The 16,776-nt window shown below is 68.9% G+C and carries 14 protein-coding genes; 11 read left to right on the top strand and 3 right to left on the bottom strand.

Annotation, left to right across the window (positions count from 1 at the left end; genetic code table 11):
* The first annotated feature begins 50 nt into the window (after window positions 1–50).
* From ACFO6S_RS13720 to ACFO6S_RS13710, 3 genes are all read left to right on the top strand, one after another.
* Window positions 51–272 (top strand): MbtH family protein, encoded by a 222-nt coding sequence (locus ACFO6S_RS13720; protein WP_378417818.1) that lies wholly within the window; start codon window positions 51–53, stop codon window positions 270–272.
* A 235-nt stretch (window positions 273–507) separates the two neighbouring features.
* Window positions 508–2,178 carry an asparagine synthase B gene (gene asnB / locus ACFO6S_RS13715; protein ID WP_378417816.1) on the top strand — a complete coding sequence of 557 codons (1,671 nt, stop codon included), beginning with the start codon at window positions 508–510 and terminating at the stop codon, window positions 2,176–2,178.
* 206 nt (window positions 2,179–2,384) lie between these two features.
* Window positions 2,385–3,038, top strand: a complete 654-nt coding sequence (locus ACFO6S_RS13710) for a hypothetical protein (RefSeq protein WP_378417814.1) — start codon at window positions 2,385–2,387, stop codon at window positions 3,036–3,038.
* 99 nt (window positions 3,039–3,137) lie between these two features.
* Here the strand turns inward: ACFO6S_RS13710 and ACFO6S_RS13705 are convergent, their stop codons facing one another.
* Together ACFO6S_RS13705 and ACFO6S_RS13700 are read right to left on the bottom strand one after the other, a co-directional pair.
* Window positions 3,138–3,833 carry a GntR family transcriptional regulator gene (locus ACFO6S_RS13705; RefSeq protein WP_378417812.1) on the bottom strand — a complete coding sequence of 232 codons (696 nt, stop codon included), beginning with the start codon at window positions 3,831–3,833 and terminating at the stop codon, window positions 3,138–3,140.
* A 47-nt stretch (window positions 3,834–3,880) separates the two neighbouring features.
* Window positions 3,881–5,026, bottom strand: a complete 1,146-nt coding sequence (locus ACFO6S_RS13700; RefSeq protein ID WP_378417810.1) for an acyl-CoA dehydrogenase family protein — start codon at window positions 5,024–5,026, stop codon at window positions 3,881–3,883.
* Window positions 5,027–5,215: 189 nt separating this feature from the next.
* Here ACFO6S_RS13700 and ACFO6S_RS13695 point away from each other — a divergent pair, with 189 nt between their 5' ends.
* The 3 genes from ACFO6S_RS13695 (at window position 5,216) to ACFO6S_RS13685 (ending at window position 9,233) form a co-directional block, all read left to right on the top strand.
* Window positions 5,216–6,742 carry an aldehyde dehydrogenase family protein gene (locus tag ACFO6S_RS13695; RefSeq protein ID WP_378417808.1) on the top strand — a complete coding sequence of 509 codons (1,527 nt, stop codon included), beginning with the start codon at window positions 5,216–5,218 and terminating at the stop codon, window positions 6,740–6,742.
* A gap of 10 nt (window positions 6,743–6,752) precedes the next feature.
* Window positions 6,753–7,655, top strand: a complete 903-nt coding sequence (locus ACFO6S_RS13690; RefSeq protein WP_378417806.1) for an oxygenase MpaB family protein — start codon at window positions 6,753–6,755, stop codon at window positions 7,653–7,655.
* A 159-nt stretch (window positions 7,656–7,814) separates the two neighbouring features.
* Window positions 7,815–9,233 carry a wax ester/triacylglycerol synthase domain-containing protein gene (locus ACFO6S_RS13685; RefSeq protein ID WP_378417804.1) on the top strand — a complete coding sequence of 473 codons (1,419 nt, stop codon included), beginning with the start codon at window positions 7,815–7,817 and terminating at the stop codon, window positions 9,231–9,233.
* Between the two features lie 60 nt (window positions 9,234–9,293).
* Here ACFO6S_RS13685 and ACFO6S_RS13680 read toward each other — a convergent pair whose 3' ends face one another.
* The gene (locus tag ACFO6S_RS13680) at window positions 9,294–10,514 is read right to left on the bottom strand and encodes a TetR/AcrR family transcriptional regulator (RefSeq protein WP_378417803.1); all 1,221 of its coding nucleotides are present in this window, start codon (window positions 10,512–10,514) and stop codon (window positions 9,294–9,296) included.
* Window positions 10,515–11,066: 552 nt separating this feature from the next.
* On the opposite strand from ACFO6S_RS13680, the gene fadD5 reads away from it, so the two are divergent.
* From fadD5 to ACFO6S_RS13655, 5 genes are all read left to right on the top strand, one after another.
* Window positions 11,067–12,653, top strand: coding sequence for a fatty-acid--CoA ligase FadD5 (fadD5, locus tag ACFO6S_RS13675; RefSeq protein WP_378417801.1), 1,587 nt, complete (start codon window positions 11,067–11,069; stop codon window positions 12,651–12,653).
* A gap of 173 nt (window positions 12,654–12,826) precedes the next feature.
* A complete protein-coding gene (locus ACFO6S_RS13670) occupies window positions 12,827–13,636 on the top strand; it encodes an ABC transporter permease (protein ID WP_378417799.1) in 810 nt (269 codons plus the stop codon).
* A complete protein-coding gene (locus tag ACFO6S_RS13665; RefSeq protein ID WP_378417797.1) occupies window positions 13,636–14,493 on the top strand; it encodes an MlaE family ABC transporter permease in 858 nt (285 codons plus the stop codon). Before ACFO6S_RS13670 ends, ACFO6S_RS13665 begins: the two co-directional genes overlap by 1 nt.
* 2 nt (window positions 14,494–14,495) lie before the next feature.
* Complete coding sequence (locus ACFO6S_RS13660; protein WP_378417795.1) at window positions 14,496–15,719, top strand: MCE family protein; 1,224 nt, start codon at window positions 14,496–14,498, stop codon at window positions 15,717–15,719.
* On the top strand, window positions 15,716–16,768 hold the full coding sequence (locus ACFO6S_RS13655; protein WP_378417794.1) for an MCE family protein: 1,053 nt from the start codon (window positions 15,716–15,718) through the stop codon (window positions 16,766–16,768). The genes ACFO6S_RS13660 and ACFO6S_RS13655 overlap by 4 nt, the downstream gene beginning before the upstream one ends.
* The last annotated feature ends 8 nt before the right edge of the window (window positions 16,769–16,776 follow it).

The following is a 16,776-nucleotide window of genomic DNA, read 5'->3' as shown; positions in this document are numbered from 1 at the left end:
GCGCACGACCATGACAGCAGGACAAGGATCTTTACAAGAGAGGCAGCGCGATGAGCAATCCCTTCGATGACGAGGACGGCCAGTTTCTGGTTTTGGTGAACGGGGAGGGGCAGCATTCGCTCTGGCCCGTGTTCGCCGAGGTGCCGGCGGGGTGGGTCGAGGTTCACGGCCCGTCGTCGCGTCAGGAGTGCGTGACGTACGTCGAGACCAACTGGACCGACATGCGACCCAAGAGCCTGATCGAGGCAATGGCGGCGGACGCCGCGCAGTAGGTGAGGTGACGCCGTTCGGCCCCGGGGCACCGCTCCGGGGCCGACGGCGCTACAGAAATGACGTAACGGAACCTGCAAACCTGGCGATTTACTGAGGTGACACCTCGCCATTGGTATCGTCAGGGCGACGATGAGGCGAACACCCGCCATCGCGGGGCTGTCTCCATCCCTGCCGGCGGGGTTGTCTACCAGATCCGGGCAGTTGCCTTCTGCCCACGGCAAGGAGTCCTTCCAAGTGTGCTCGATCTTTGGCATGTTCGGCTTGAAGTCCGGCGACAGTACGGTCGCGCTGCGGGTCCAGGCCGTGGAGCTCTCGCGGCGTCAGCGTCACCGTGGCCCGGACTGGAGCGGTGTGTACGTCGACGACGGGGCCATCCTGGTGCACGAGCGCCTGGCCATCGTCGACCCGGCCAGTGGGGCGCAGCCGTTGCGGTCGAGGGACGGGCACCTGGCCCTGGCCGTCAACGGTGAGATCTACAACCACCGTGACCTGCGGGCCGGCAGCGACTACGACTTCACCACCGGCTCCGACAGCGAGGTGATCAGCGCCCTCTACCGCGACGGTGACCCGGACTTCGTGAGCCGACTGAGCGGGATCTTCGCATTTGCGCTGTGGGACGCCGAGCAGCGCCGATTCCTGATCGCCCGCGATCCCATCGGGGTGTGCCCGTTGTACTGGGGCCACGATGCGGACGGCCGGATCCTCGTCGCGTCGGAGATGAAGGCCCTGGTCGGGGCGTGCGACGACATCGAAGCGTTCCCGCCCGGGCACATCTACGACAGCGCGGCCGGCGGGCTCCGTAGGTACTACGACAAGCCGTGGCGTGAGCATTCCGCAACGAAGGACGCGGAGGTGACCCCGCCGGAGCTGCGGAAGGCCTTCGAGGACGCCGTGCACCGCCAGATGATGACCGACGTGCCCTACGGCGTGCTGCTCTCCGGCGGCCTGGACTCCTCGCTGGTCGCCGCGTGCGCCGTCAAGTTCGCCCGCAACCGGGTCGAGAACGACGATCGCGGCGAGGCCTGGTGGCCGCACCTGCACTCGTTCGCGATCGGTCTCGAGGGATCGCCCGACCTGGCCGCGGCGCAGGTCGCGGCGGATGCCCTCGGCACCGAGCACCACGGCTTCGTCTACACCTTCGAGGAGGGGCTGGACGCCTTGCCTGAGGTGATCCGGCACATCGAGACGTACGACGTCACGACCATCCGCGCGTCCACCCCGATGTTCCTGCTGGCACGCCGCATCAAGGCGATGGGCGTGAAGATGGTGCTCTCGGGAGAGGGTGCCGACGAGATGTTCGGCGGCTACCTCTACTTCCACAAGGCGCCGTCCGCGGAGGCCTTCCACGAGGAGACCGTGCGAAAGCTCGACGCCCTGCACAGCTACGACTGCCTGCGCGCCAACAAGTCGATGATGGCCTGGGGCGTCGAGGCCCGGGTGCCGTTCCTCGACCTGGAGTTCCTCGACGTGGCCATGGGCATGGACGCCAAGCACAAGATGGCGGGCGGTGGCCGGATCGAGAAGGCCGTCCTGCGCGAGGCCTTCGACGGCGCCCTGCCCGACCAGATCCTCTGGCGGCAGAAGGAGCAGTTCAGCGACGGCGTCGGCTACGGCTGGATCGACGGGCTCAAGGACCATGCCGACGCGGTCGTCACGGACGCCGAGTTCGCCACCGCTGCAACGCGATTCCCGCACAATACGCCGGAGTCCAAGGAGGCGTTCCTGTACCGGAGCATCTTCGAGCGGAACTTCCCGGGCGAGGCCTGCGCGGAGACCGTGCCGGGCGGCAAGTCGATCGCCTGCTCGACGCCTGCGGCGCTGGAGTGGGATCCGGAGTTCGCGGCCATGGCCGACCCGTCCGGGCGTGCGGTGCAGGGCGTGCACGAGCAGGCGCTGACGATCTAGACCCCGCGCATCCACGAGAGGGCCGCACCGGAGCTTGTCGGTGCGGCCCTCTATGTGTTTTACGTAATTGTCCACGGTCGCAATATCTTTCAATTCGATATGGCAGGTTGACGGTTCGTATACGGTGGCGCGACGTGCCTTCGGGAGGTCTGGAATTCTGCGGTATCTCGCGCGGGCGAACTTCCCTGTGGAATGGAGATCTGAACATGTCACGTCACGCGATTCGCCGTGTCGCATCCGTCGTTGCTGCCGGGGCGATGGTTGCCGGTGCTCTGGCGGGCGGAGCCGGAACAGCCGTTGCCGTTTCCTCCCTGGCGAGCCTGGGGTCGTCCGCAGAGATCCCGGACCTGCCCAGTATCGCCACCGTCACCAGCGGAAACCTCAAGATCACCAAGGAGATCGTCGGGGACAACAAGATCTCCAACGTCGGCCGGATCACCTATCGGACCACCGTCGCCGCGACCGGCGGGCCGGATCTTCTGCTCAACAAGATCGTCGACCTCTTCCCGACCGTGGTCGGCTACGTCGAGGGGAGCGCCACCGTCACCTCGTGGCGGGACGGGGCGATGAAGTCCGAGAAGGTCGTCCCCACGCAGGGTGGCGGCCGCCTGTCCGTGGACAACTCGGCCGGATGGGTCGTCTCGGCGACCGGGAACAAGACGGTCACCCTCGACGTGACCTACGAGGTGCGCTTGAGTGGGTTGGACCCACTCACTGACATCTTCGACAGCGGAGTCTCGATCGAGGTGAACGGCCTCGCGGTGCAGGAGTGGCCCGCGATGGGAGTGAAGATGCAGCTGCTCCAGTCGGGAGGGTCCGAGGCGGCGCTGACCAACCCGCTCTCGATCTTCGGTTCCTGACGGCGCCGGTCGTCACACCGACCGGCATTGCCTGTGGTGCGTCGCCGTCGTCCCGCGGCGGCGACGTGCCCAGGCCCGCACCGTGACGGCCGGGGAGTCTCAGTCCCAGATGCCCGTCCGCTCGAGGTGCGCGAGCAGCCGCTCGGCGCCGTCGGTGAAGTGCCGACGGGTCTCGCGTCCCGCCTCGTCGGCGTCGCCGGCAGCCATCGCCGCGATCAGCCGGCCGTGGCTGGCGGTGGCGGACTCGCCCCACCCGCGGTCACCCGAGTAGAAGTGCACGGGGGTGTAGCGGATGGCGTTGAACAGGAACCACGACAGCTTGGTGGCGCCCGCCAGGCGGTTGACCTCCCGGTGGAAGCCGAACTCGAGGTCCTCGATCCGGGTGGCGTCGCCCGCCGCGACGGCCGAGGCGAGCGCCGCGTTGATCGCGCGCAGTTCGTCGAGGGCCTCCGCGGTCGCCGCGAAGGTGGCGCGGACCGCGAGCTGCTCGGCGATCTGACCCTGCAGCCAGAACACGTCGTTGATGTCGCTGCGGGTCAGTGGTGCCACCACGTAACCCCGGTGCGGGACCAGCTCGACGAGACCCTCCCCGCGCAGGGTCAGCAGTGCCTCCCGTACCGGCGTCACGCTGACCCCGAGTTCGGCGGCGGTCTCGTCGAGCCGGACGAACTCTCCCGGTCGCACCCCGCCGGACATGATCAGCCCGCGCACGTGCGCCGCGACGTCGTCGGAGAGCTGCGGCCTGCGGCGAAGCGCGGGGACGGCAGTGTTTCGAGACGTGGCGGACGGGGTCATCGAGGCTCCTTCGAAGAAGACCGTCAGCATAGACAGTCAGGGTGCGGTCACAGTCCGTACGTCTTGCCGATGATGTCGCGCTGGATCTCGCTGGTGCCGCCGAAGATCGTGGAGACCAGGGTCGCCCGGACGTGGCGCTCCATGTCGAACTCGGTCGCGTAGCCGTAGCCGCCCATCATCTGCATGCCCTCGAGCGCCACCCGCTTGGCGGTCTCGGTGGCCTTCAGCTTCGCCATCGACGCCTCGCGGGCGAGCATCCGGTCCGGGTTGGCGTCGGCCTCCCGCGCCACCGAGTAGACCAGGAGCTTGGTGCACTCGATCTCGGTGGCCAGGTCGGCCATCCGGTGCCGCAGGGACTGGAAGCTGCCGATCGGCCGGCCGAACTGCTTGCGGGTGGTGATGAACTCGAGGGTGTCGGCGAATGCGCGCTCGGCGGTGCCGAGGATCATCGCCGCGAGGATCAGCCGCTCGAAGTTCAGTCCGGTCATCAGCTGTCGCCAGCCGTTGCCGACCTCGCCGACCACCGCGTCCGCCGGCAGCAGGCAGTCCGTGAAGTAGAGGTCGTTCGTCTCCTTCTGCCCGCCCATCAGCTCGATCGGGTTGATCTTCAGCCCGGGGGAGTCGGCGGGCACGTGGAACATCGTCAGGCCCTCGTGCTTGCTCTCGCCGCGTCCGGTGCGGGCGACGAGCAGGATGTTCTCGGAGATGTGCGCGTTCGAGCACCAGGTCTTCTGGCCGTTGACGAGCCAGCCGTCGTCGACCTTCTCGGCCTTGGTGCTGAGGTTGGCGACGTCGGAACCGGCCTCCGGCTCGGACATCGAGATCGACTGCGACGCGCCGCGGACGATGCCGCGCAACACGTTCTCCTTCTGCGCCTGGGTGCCGAACCGGGCGTAGGCGCCGCCGGTGATCAGGGTCGGCCCGATCGCACCGATCGGTGCCATGCCCTTCGCGGTCTCCTCGAGGAAGATGCACATGTCGACCATGGTCGCGTCGGAGCCCCCGAACTCCTCCGGGACGGTCAACCCGAGCCAACCCAGCTCGGCCATCTTCGCGTACAGCTCCGCGTTGTGATTGTGGGTGCCGCGACCGGTCAGCTGGTCGCGCTTTTCGCGAGTGCCGGCCTCGCGCCTGCAGAAGTCCGCCACTGCCTGGGCAAAGGCCTTCTGCTCGGTGGTGAATTCAACGCTCATTCGCTTCGGGCTCCCTCGTCGTGGGCCGGGGCCGGCCGGCGCCTTGTCGATCGGACCGCCGCCGCCTAGTGTGATCTGGGCAACAGTACATCTAATCAAATATATGTGATGCGAACTCGCGCCGAACCCGGCCGGGGTGGGACATCGTGCGTACCAACTGATCCACCATGCCAACGGAGGGAATGGGCCATGACCCAGGAGGTTGACCAGGAGGCGAGCGGCGCCGAGGCGACGGCGGCCGTGGCGCCCGGGATGTTCGCGTCCAGGGACCCGCGGACGAACGCGGTCCTCGCGGAGTACCCGATCGACGGCCCGCCCGAGGTGGACCGGGTCGTCGATCGGGCGCGCGCCGCCGCGCGGTGGTGGGGCGACCTCGGCTTCGACGGGCGTCGACGCTGGCTGCTGAGCTGGAAGGGTGCCATCGCCGCCGATGCGAAGGCGCTGGCCGCGGTGATCACCGCAGAAACCGGCAAGCCCGCCGACGACGCGCTGCTCGAGGTGATGCTCGCCGTAGAGCACCTGGACTGGGCCGCGCGGAAGGCGGGCAAGGTGCTGGGCCGAAAGAAGGTCTCGTCCGGCCTGGTGAGCGCCAACCTGGAGGCGACCGTCCGGTACCAGCCGTTCGGCGTGGTCGGGGTGATCGGGCCGTGGAACTACCCGCTCTACACGCCGATGGGCTCGATCTCCTATGCGTTGGCGGCGGGCAACGCGGTGGTGTTCAAGCCGAGCGAACTGACGCCAGGGGTGGCGGTGTGGATTGCCGAGAAGTGGAACGCGCTGGTGCCGAATCAGCCGGTGCTGCAGGTGGTCACGGGCTTCGGTGACACCGGCACCGCGCTCTGCCGTTCCGGTGTGGACAAGATCGCCTTCACCGGCTCCACCGCGACCGCGAAGAAGGTGATGGCCACCTGTGCGGAGACGCTGACGCCGTTGGTCGCCGAGTGCGGCGGTAAGGACGCGATGCTGGTGTGCCACGACGCCGACCTCGATGCGGCCGCCGACTTCGCGGTGTTCGGCGCCTTCGGGAATGCGGGTCAGACCTGTGTCGGTGTGGAGCGAATCTACGTTGCGGACGAGGTGTTCGACGACTTCGTCGCGAGGGTGACCGACAAGACCCGGCGGCTGCGTCCGGGCGGCGGTCCGGACGCCTCGTACGGGCCGATGACCCTCGGTCGGCAGTCGGAGGTGGTGCGCGGTCAGATCGCCGACGCGCTCGACCGGGGCGCCACCGCGGTGCTCGGCGGCCTGGGTTCGATCCGGGAGCCGTACATCGAGCCGGTGATCCTCACCGACGTGCCCGAGGGCACCGTCGCGACCACCGAGGAGACCTTCGGGCCCACCGTCGTGATCAACCGGATGGCGGACCTCGACGACGGGGTGGCCAAGGCCAATGCCGTCAGCTACGGACTGGGTGGGTCGATCTTCACCCGGGACTCCCGCCGCGGTGTCGAAGCCGCAGAGCGCCTGCGGAGCGGCGTGGCGTCGGTCAACTCGGTGCTCGGCTTCGCTGCCGTGCCGTCACTGCCACTCGGCGGGGTGGGGGACTCGGGGTTCGGTCGGATCCACGGCGCCGACGGACTGCGGGAGTTCAGCTACCCGAAGGCGGTCACCCGGCAGAGGTACCGGGCGCCGATGAACCTGCTGACGCTCGAGCGCAAGGCCCGGGACATGAAGATCGCGGCCTGGTTGCTCAAGACCCGGCACGGACGAGGCTGAGGTGCGGACCGTGCTACTCGTCGATGACGCCGACACGGCACCCCGCGGCCGCAACGGCTGGCTCCGCCGGATCGAGCAACTGGATCCGGTGAAGGACTGCCAGGAGATCCACCGGATCACCGCCGGCTACGAATTCCCCTGGGACTACCAGCGTTCGCTCGAGTTCGCGCTCTTCCGTACCTACTGCGTCCCGACCATCTCGGCGCTGCTCCGCAGGACCGGCGAGTTCGAGTCCCGGCCCCAGAAGCGCTACGACGACACGGCACTGTTGATGGCGGAACTGCTCGAGCACGGCTACGACTCGCCCCGCGGTCGTGAGTCGCTGCGCACCGTCAACCGCATGCACGGCAGGTACGAGATCGACAATGCGGACATGCTGTACGTGCTGTGCACGTTCATCTACGAACCGCTGGACTGGATCGACCGGTACGGTTGGCGGCCGCTGAACCCGCACGAACGGCTCGCCTGCTTCCACTTCTACCGGCAGGTGGGCATCCGGATGGGGATCCGGGACATCCCCGATGACTTCCAGGCCCTGTACCGGTTCAAGACGGACTTCGAGCGCGAGCACTTCCGCTACACGGACGACAACCACGCGATCGGCGTGTACACCCGAGACCTGTTCTGCTCGTGGTTCCCCCGTCCGTTTCGACCCGCCGTCACGGTGGGAGTCAATGCGATGCTCGACCCGATGATGCTCTCCGCCTTCGGTTTCCGGTCCGCGCCTGCCTGGATGACGTCGGCGGGTCGGCGCGCGCTGCGGGGGCGGTCGCGGTTGGTGCGCCTGCTGCCCCCGCGTCGGAGGTCGAAGGCCACCCGAGATCGGCGCAACCGCACCTACCCGGGCTACCCGGTCGGCTACCGGCCCGGCGACCTCGGCGCGGACCGTGACTACGGGTGTCCCCGGGGCTGACCCCGTACTGAAACCGCACAATCGAACACCGGTGGCGCCGCGCGCGAGTCGCGCGGCGCTCCTGTGTTTTCGCACCCATGCGAGGTAGCGTCGAGCTCTGCAAACATTAGCGTCGGCAATGAAACCGATGCTTCTGCCGCGAGAGTGAGGGGGAGACTCATGACGCAAATGGATCCGCGGGATTCGGTGTTCCTGTACTCCGAGGGGGGAAACGTGAAGCAGGCCAACATGACGGCCTATGTCTTTGCGAACTCGGGCGACGGTCCGGGCCGGGACGAGATCGTCGAGTGGATCGCGGAGCGCGCCCCGAAACTCGACGTCCTCCGTCGGCGGCTGGTCCGCGTGCCGCTCGATCTCGGGTATCCGCACTGGGTCGAGAGTCCGACTTTCGACGTCGAGGAGCACATCCACTTCCATCACGGATCGGGGTGGGCGGAGCTCCGCATCCTGATCGCAGAGCTCATGCAACGGCCGATGGATCTGTCGAGGCCGCCGTGGGAACTGCACGTGGCCACGGGAGTCCGTGGAATCGCGGGGGTGCCGGGGTCGGCGACGGTCGTCGCCGTCCGGACCCACCACTGCGCCGCCGACGGCACCCTGAGCGCGGAGATCGCCAGGCACCTGTTCGGGGCCGGTACGGCGGCGTCCGTCGAACCGCGCAGTGTGGTCACGCCCCTGCCGTCCCGGGCTCGCCTGCTTGCCGTGTCGGTACTTGCGGTGCCGAGGTCCCTGTGGGACCTCGCCGGGGGCCTCCGGAGTGCCAGATCCGCGAAGCGACGGCTCCACGCCGAATATCGACGGGGGCAGTACCGGCCGCCGGTGGCCCGGCGCCCACGGACCCAGTTCAACCTGCCGCTCGGGCCCCGCCGGGTGTTCGACAGCATCACGCTCCCGCTGGGTGAACTTCGCGAAGTCAAGTCCGACCTCGGTGCGGTGACGATCAACGACCTCGCGATGGCCGTCATCGGTGGGGCGCTGCGGGCCTACCTTCCGGATGCCGGATCGCCGCCAGTCGGATCACTGGCGGCGGCGGTACCGGTGACCACGCGAGGGAAACTGGCGGGGACCTCCAGGAACCAGTTCGGTCTCATGACGGTGGACCTGCACACCGACATCGCGGATCCTGTCGCCCGAGTTCGTGCGATCCACGAATCGTCTGCAGCCGAGCGGGCGAGAGTGAATGGTCCGGAGGTCCGCGAGCTCGACGGACTGGCTCGCGCCGTTCCGTCGATCGTGCTCAAAGCTGTGCTGCGATGCGGTGCGGCCTGGCCGGACCGCCGGTCCGAGACGGTCGGCCTGGCGAACACCCTGATCTCCAACGTCCCGAAGGGGGCCGCGGACCTGAGGCTCTGCGATTCCACAGTTGCGGTGACGTACGGGCTGGTCCCGTTGATCGGTCGGGGAGGTCTCGCGCACCGGGTCGACAGCATCGGCGACGTTCTCACCATCAACATCACCGTGGATCCGGACCAGGTACCCGACGACGATCGGTACGCGGAGCTGCTGCGGAGATCGTTCGCGGACCTTCGTGATGCGGCGCAGGCGGCCGCCGAGGCGCGGGTGGGAAGTCGAGCCTGAGGTGGCCGGCGGCGGACCCGATCCGGGCCCGCCGGGTGGGCGCAGGGGGCGGCGGCACCCTCAGCCGAGCAGCACCGTGAGCATCACGGCCCGCATCTGCCCGCGTGAGCGTGCGTCGATGTCGAAGCGCATCAGCCGGCCGACATCGAGTGCCTGGCCGAGGGCGGCGTGCACCACGAACCGGGCCTCGACGGGCGAGAGCTCGGGGCGGACCGTGCCGAGCAGGTGGACCCACTCCTCGACGTGCAGTCGCTGCACGTTGCGCAGGTTCGTCCGCTCGCCGCTGGGCAGGTTGCCGATCTCGGCGAAGTACACCGAGAGCACCTCCGGGCGGGCGAACGCCAGGTCGATGTAGGCGGCGGAGAGGCGGCGCAACGCCTCCTCCGGACCGGTGGAGGCGCCGAGGGCCTCGTCCGTCGCCACGGCCAGGCGGTCGGCCGCTCGGTGGAATCCGGCCGCGAGCAGTTCCGCCTTGCTCGGGAAGTGCCGGTAGACGCTCGACGCGTTGATCCCGGCCGCGGCGCCGATCTCCTCGATGCTGGACTCGTGGTATCCCTGCGCGTGGAAGATCTTCATCGCCTCGCCGAGCAGGAGTTCGCGCTTGGAGGTCACCGCGAGCCCTCGGGCGGCCGGGTCCGGGGCGGTGGACTCGGCGGGCGGGGCCGCCGCGAGGTCGCAGTGCAGCACGTCCCACGCCGTCGCGAGCAGCAGCTTCTCGATCCGACGGTTCGCCAGCGCGGTGCGGTGCGCGGTGATGCTGCCGACGACGCTCAGGGCGGCGGCGGCCAGGATGGTGGTGTCGCGTCGGCTCAGGTCCGGGCGGAGCCGGCCGAGCGGCGTCGCGAGACGCTCGTTCAGTGCGCGAAAGTCCGCACGCATCAGTTCCCGGTCGGCGGGCTGCAGGTACCGGCCCTCCCAACGGTAGAGGCCGCCGGTCCGGCGGTGCTCGACGGTGGTCGTGATCAGGGCGCGAAGGATCCGGTCCAGTTGGTCCGCGGGCGCAGCCACCGGGTCGGCCGCGGCGTCGGCAGCGGCCCGCAACGAACCCACCGTGCTCAGCGCCGCCTGCAGCAGCAGTGCGTACTTGTTGGGGAAGTGACGGTAGAGGGCAGGGCCGGAAATGCCCACGGCCGCGGCAATCTCGTCGACACCGACCGCGTGGTAACCACGTTCGCTGAACGCCTGGGCGGCCGTCAGGGCGATCTGTGCCTTGCGGTCCTTCGGTCGCCGCCGCACCGCTGCGTCGGTCGGAACCGGCCGGCTCCGGGTTGTCTGGGCCATAGCCGTCTCCTGACTTCGATGCACAGACCATATCCGAGTGTCCGCGGAACTCCGGCCGAATGCGAATCTCGCCACCGCACGTCTCGGTGGACTGTCTGTGTCATCGGGTACACGCAAACTGTTGATCTACAACGGTGTTCACTCGCCGCGGCCTGTCGGATCCGGACTGGAAGTTAACGTAGATTTGCGCTTCCTGGCGACATGCGGTCCGGCGTGCGACGGCTCGCTGCCGCGCCGTGCGGGCGATTACCTGCGTGGGTCCGCACGCCGCCCGGGCATCGGTGCACTGCCGGTGGTGTCGGGTGAGCCGGAGTGTCACGTTGCTCGCCTGCGTGTGGGATCCGTCGTCGGACGCGTGATCGCGCCGTCGGGGCCGATGCAGGCGCCAGCCGTTCGGGTCAATCTCGACGTTCCGGTCCCGTGCCGAATCTGGTGCGAATTTCTGTTAACAAAATTGCCCCGCGTGGCGTTCGGAATTGCCATACTGTGCGCGCCCCACGAAGTGCGACCGCCGTGCCGACCACATCATCGTGACAGGGAAGGACCTACAGGATGTCATCTAGCGACAATCTCCTCGCGCAACCGCTCCGGGCCCGTCGGAACAATTGGAACAACCAGGTCGCGACCCATGCCCTCATGCGACCGGACGAGGTGGCACTCCGCTTCCAGGGGGCGAGTACCACCTGGTCCGGGCTGCACGAGAGGTCGGAGTCCTTCGCCGACGCGCTGGCCCGGCGTGGTGTCGGGTACGGGGACCGGGTGCTTCTGGTCATGCTCAACCGCCCGGAGTTCCTCGAGGCCGTGCTCGCGGTCAATGCGCTCGGCGCGATCGCGGTGCCCGTGAACTTCCGTCTGACCCCGCCGGAGATGGCCTTCATCGTCGGCGACAGCGGCGCCACCGCGGTGGTCACCGATGTCCCGCTCGCCCCACTGGTCGCCGCGGTCCGTCGGCAGGTGCCGGAGCTCGCCACCTGCGTCGTGGTCGGGCAGGCGGGCGACGGCGGCGCGCTCGGCTACGAGGACCTGCTCGACGAACCCGGTGAGGCGCACGCTCCGGTCGACCTGCCGGACGACCTCGCGGCACTGATCATGTACACCTCCGGCACCACCGGCAGGCCCAAGGGGGCGGTGCTCTCGCACGCGAACCTGCAGGCGCAGGCGCTCACCTGCATCCGGGCCCTGCGGATGGACCGCGGCGACGACGTCGGGTTCTGTGCCTCGCCGATGTTCCACATCGCCGCCCTCGGCAGCATGGCGCCGTCGCTCGTGCTCGGGGTCCGCACCGTCATTCATCCGCTCGGTGCGTTCGACCCGGTCGAACTGCTCGACGTGTGGGAGGTCGAGCGGGTCACCACCGCGTTCCTGGTTCCCGTCCAGTGGCAGGCCGTGTGCGCGGAACCTGCTGTGCGTCAACGAGACCTCGCGCTCCGGGTGATCAGTTGGGGTGCCGCTCCCGCATCCGACGTGGTGCTGCGCGCGATGTCCGAGACCTTTCCCGAGGCGATGAACGTCGCCGTGTTCGGGCAGACCGAGATGTCGCCGATCACCTGCGTGCTCGACGGTGAGGACGCGCTGCGCAAGCTGGGCTCGGTCGGCCGGGTGATCCCGACGATCCAGGCGCGGGTCGTCGACGACGAGATGAACGACGTGCCGGTCGGGCAGGTCGGCGAGATCGTCTACCGGGGACCGACGATGATGCGCGGGTACTGGGGCAACGACGCGGCCACCGCCGACGCCTTCGCCGGCGGGTGGTTCCACTCCGGCGACCTGGTCCGCCAGGACGAGGAGGGTTTCGTCTTCGTCGTCGACCGGAAGAAGGACATGATCATCTCGGGCGGCGAGAACATCTACTGCGCCGAGGTGGAGAACGTGCTCTTCGGTCACCCGAAGGTGCTGGAGGCGGCGGTGATCGGCCGGTCGGACCCGAAGTGGGGCGAGGTCCCGGTGGCGGTCGTGGCGCTGCGGGAGGGGGAGCTCACCCTCGACGAGCTCGTGGCCTTCCTCGAGGACCGGCTCGCCCGGTACAAGCACCCCAAGGAACTGGTGATCGTGGACGCGTTGCCGCGCAATGCCAGCGGCAAGGTGGTCAAGGGGGATCTGCGCAGGAACGAGGGGGCGCTCGCGGCCAACGCGAGCTGACGCCGAACGGCTGCGGCCGTCGTGATGCCGGCCGGGTCGCACGCGCGTCTCGGTCGGCGTCACCTAGGTGGTTCGCAGCGCGAATTGCGGTTCACATAACGGTTGAACCGTGGCGCCCGTTGTGACACGCTGCACGGACGGGGAGGGTGGGAGATGCGAGGGGGATCGCGGAGATGACCTACGAACTGCCCACTGCCAAGGGGCCGGCGCGCGACGTCGCGACCCAGGGGGGCTACCTGATCGGGTTCTCGGTCCAGGCCCTGGTCGCATTGGTCCGCGCACTGCTGCGCCGCCGACTCTCGTTGAGCGAGACGGTGACCCAGATCCTGTTCATCGGCCGGGTCAGCACTGGTCCGTCCCTGCTGCTCATGATCCCGATCGGGGTGTTCATCGCGGTCTCGGTGGGCGAGCTCGCCGGCCGCATCGGGGCGGGCGGCTACTCGGGGGCGGTGGTCGCGTTCATCGTCGTCGGGCAGGCCGCCGCGCTGGTCTGTGCGCTGATGATGGCGGGCGTTGCCGGTTCGGCCATCTGCACCGACCTGGGGTCGAGGAAGATCCGTGAGGAGGTCGACGCGCTCGAGGTGATGGGCATCGACGTCGTCGAGCGCCTGGTGGCCCCGAGACTGGTTGCCGCGGTGGTGGTCTCGCTGGCCCTGTGCTCGATGGTGACCTTCGGCGGAGTCCTCGCCTGCTACCTCTATCACATCTACGTCCAGCATCTTCCGGCCGGAACCTTCATGGCCACGTTCAGTCAGTACGGCCGGATGTCGGACTTCGTCATGGCGCTCGTGAAGGCCGCGGTCTTCGGTCTCACCTCCACACTGGTGGCCACCTTCAAGGGCCTGCACACCAAGGGCGGCCCACGGGGTGTCGCGGACTCGGTCAACGAGGCGGTGGTGATCGCCTTTGCGCTGGTGTTCATCGTCAACGCCGTGATCTCCGCGTTGTACACGGTCATCGTCCCGGCAGTCGGGTCGTACTGATGGCGGTGGTCGACGCCGTGCACCGGCTGCAGCGCGCGGCGCGACCGGCACGGTCGGCGTACGGCGGCCTCGTCGACGTCGGCCGCCACGTCACCTTCTTCTACCGGACGCTCGCATCCGTCCCCTTCGCCCTGGTCAAGTACCGCAAGCACGTGCTCACTCAGATCAGTGAGATCAGCTTCGGGACCAACTCGCTGCTCTCGGGCGGCGGAACAATCGGCATCGTGTTCGCGATGTCCCTGGCCGCGGCGATGATGCTCGGGGTGGAGACGCAGCGCGGCCTGGAACTCGTCGGGATGACCACCATGTCCGGCATGCTGTCGGCGATCGCGAACACCCGCGAGCTCGCCCCCGTCGTCGTCGCAATCGCGCTGGCTGCCAAGGTCGGCACCGGATTCACCGCCCAGATCGGCGCCATGCGGATCTCGGACGAGATCGACGCGCTCGACGCGATGGCGATCCGGTCCATTCCGTTCCTGGCCGGCACCCGGGTCCTCGCGGCGATGGTGTGCGTCCTGCCCATCTTCATGATCGGCCTGCTCGCCAGCTACCTGTCGACGCGGCTGGTGATCGTGTTCTTCGGGGGCGCGTCGGCGGGCACCTACGACTACTTCTTCCACCTGGCACTCGCCCCGCAGGACCTGCTGTACTCCGCGCTCAAGGCCGTCGTGTTCGCGGCGGTGGTGTCCCTGGTGCACTGCTCCTACGGCTACTTCGCCGCCGGTGGGCCGGCCGGGGTCGGCCAGGCCGCGGGCCGGGCGCTGCGGACGGCGATCCTCGCGATCGGCGTGCTGGACGTGCTGATGACCTTTGCGCTGTGGGGCCTGGTCCCGCAGATCCCGGGAACGGGCTTCTAGAGATGGACCAGTTCACCGGTCGCAGCCGGGCGGCCCTCGCGCTGCGGGGGGTGCTCGCGGTGCTCGCCGTCACGGTGATCGGGACGGTGATGGTGATGCGCGGATCGGGTTCGCTGCACCGGGACCCGGAGGTCTCCGTGGCGATTCCCGCGACCGCCGGACTGATCAGTGGCGAGGCGCCCGTGCGCTACTCCGGTGTCAACGTCGGACGGATCTCCGGAATCGACTCGGGAACCACGTCGTCGACCGTTCGCCTGCAGATCGACGCGGACTCGATCTCGCTCATCCCGGCCACGGTGCTGGCCCGGGTGGTTCCGCGGACGTTCTTCGGAGACATCTACATCCAACTCGTCGACGACCCGACCGCGACCGGCTCGTCGAGCCTGTCGGACGGTGCCGAGATCGGGGTGGACACCGGGCCCGAGGCGGTCGCACTCTACGGCGTCTACACGAAGGTCATCGCGGTCCTCGACCACATGCAGCCGCAGAAGATGCAGGCCGCGCTCACCGAACTCGGCAAGGCCCTCGACGGGCGCGGCGAGACGGTCGGGCGGATCGTCGACCGGCTCGACTCCGCGTCCCGGATCCTGACCCCGCCGGCGCAGCAGTTCCTCGACGTCGCACCGGAGTTGAGGTCGGTGATGCGGGATCTCGACGCGGCGACCCCCGACGTGATCGCGACGCTGTCCGCGGCCACCTCGGTCTCGCAGGACCTGGTCGACCACCGCGACGGCGTCGCGGCCACCTTCGGGTCCGCGGCCGGATTCGCCTCCGTGGCAACCGCGTTCGCCGGCGAGCAGCGCGAGCGGATCACCACCGTGCTGAACTCCGCGGGAACGATCCTGGCGACGACCGCGGCCAACCCCGCCGGGCTGGTGGATACGTTGGCCAAGGCGAAATCGTTCGGGGCGGCCGGCGCCCGGGTGTTCTCCACCGGGAAGTTCGACATCACCACGGTCGCGACCTTCTCGGACCCGCTGCCCTACGACGCGTCGGACTGCCCGCGGTACGGCGCAGAGACGAGCGCGGGGTGCGTGGGCAGCGCGGCGGCGCCAGCCACGCCGGGCGAGAGCGGCGTGGTCGACGGGGCGCGAGAGGCGCCGGCGCTCAAGGTCCTGCAGGACCGGGTGCTCGGCGCGACGGCGCGGCCGGACGCGGCCCCGAACCCGGCGACCGTCGTCATGCTCGGTCCGCTGGTACGTGGGAACGAGGTGACGGTCCGGTGACGCTCGGGTGGGTACCGATCGCGAAGGCAGTGGGGTTCTGTGCGGTGGGCGGGGTGTGTGCGGTGCTCGTGGCGAACACGCTGTCCGTTCCGGTGCGCGGCGACACGGCGCGGTACTCGGTGGAGTTCACCGACGTCGAGGGACTGGGCCCCGGCAACGCGGTAACGCTGGCCGGCGTCCGCGTCGGCCGGGTCGACGCCATCGCGTTCGCCGACGCGGGCGGCGGTACCAGCAAGGCGGTTGTCGACATCGAGGTCGAGGTCGGCTACCCGCTCGCGCGCGAGGTGACCGCCGCGGTCCGGTACGGCGACATGCTCGGCGCCCGGTACATCGCCCTCACACCCCCGCTCGACGGCACCGTCGGCGTCGCCCCGGCGGTCGACGAACCGGCGGGGACACTGCGGCCGGGGGAGGTCATCCCGCTCGCCCGGACCACGCCCCCGGTGGACTTGACCGCGCTCATGAACGGTTTCCGGCCGCTCTTCGACGCCCTGGACCCGGACCAGGTCAACAACCTCACGCGGACCTTCGCCATGACCTTCGACGGTCAGGGCGAGGCCGTCGCGACCCTGCTGACCCAGATCGGTGCGGTGAGTTCGGGCCTCGACGACCGGAAGGACGTGATGGCGCAGCTCGTGACGAACCTGGGCTCGTTGCTCGGCTCGGTCGACGCCCGGCAGCCCCAGCTCGAGGAGCTGATGGCCGGGCTGAGCGGGCTCAGCACCTCGATTGTGGGGAGCAACGACCAGTTCGTCGCGCTGCTGGGCGACGGCAACCAGGCGCTGGCCTCGCTGGCGGCGTCGATGGCCCGGTCCAACGGGGCATTCGGCCGGTCGGTGCGCGACCTGAAGTCGGTGACCGACAGCTGGGTGGCAGGCACCGCGGAGTTCAACGCCTTCGTCGCCAAGATGCCGGAGTTCGCCGACTCGATCAACCGGATCGGCGGCTACGGCGGGTTCGTCAACCTCTACCTCTGCAACTTCACGCTGAAGGCGGGCGAGATGGAAGCGAACATCTTCGGTCCCACCCATTCGCCGGTGTGCTCGTGAGGCGCCTG

This window comes from Rhodococcus kronopolitis (genome assembly GCF_042654025.1).
Lineage (GTDB): Bacteria > Actinomycetota > Actinomycetes > Mycobacteriales > Mycobacteriaceae > Rhodococcus_G > Rhodococcus_G kronopolitis.
This window is presented reverse-complemented; position numbering and strand designations above follow the sequence as displayed.

Coding starts and splice junctions, on each gene's coding strand:
- ACFO6S_RS13720 (WP_378417818.1), top strand. CDS start 51: ATGAGCAATCCCTTCGATGACGAGGACGGCCAGTTTCTGGTTTTGGTG.
- ACFO6S_RS13710 (WP_378417814.1), top strand. CDS start 2,385: ATGTCACGTCACGCGATTCGCCGTGTCGCATCCGTCGTTGCTGCCGGG.
- ACFO6S_RS13705 (WP_378417812.1), bottom strand. CDS start 3,833: ATGACCCCGTCCGCCACGTCTCGAAACACTGCCGTCCCCGCGCTTCGC.
- ACFO6S_RS13700 (WP_378417810.1), bottom strand. CDS start 5,026: ATGAGCGTTGAATTCACCACCGAGCAGAAGGCCTTTGCCCAGGCAGTG.
- ACFO6S_RS13695 (WP_378417808.1), top strand. CDS start 5,216: ATGACCCAGGAGGTTGACCAGGAGGCGAGCGGCGCCGAGGCGACGGCG.
- ACFO6S_RS13685 (WP_378417804.1), top strand. CDS start 7,815: ATGACGCAAATGGATCCGCGGGATTCGGTGTTCCTGTACTCCGAGGGG.
- ACFO6S_RS13680 (WP_378417803.1), bottom strand. CDS start 10,514: ATGGCCCAGACAACCCGGAGCCGGCCGGTTCCGACCGACGCAGCGGTG.
- fadD5 (WP_378417801.1), top strand. CDS start 11,067: ATGTCATCTAGCGACAATCTCCTCGCGCAACCGCTCCGGGCCCGTCGG.
- ACFO6S_RS13670 (WP_378417799.1), top strand. CDS start 12,827: ATGACCTACGAACTGCCCACTGCCAAGGGGCCGGCGCGCGACGTCGCG.
- ACFO6S_RS13665 (WP_378417797.1), top strand. CDS start 13,636: ATGGCGGTGGTCGACGCCGTGCACCGGCTGCAGCGCGCGGCGCGACCG.
- ACFO6S_RS13660 (WP_378417795.1), top strand. CDS start 14,496: ATGGACCAGTTCACCGGTCGCAGCCGGGCGGCCCTCGCGCTGCGGGGG.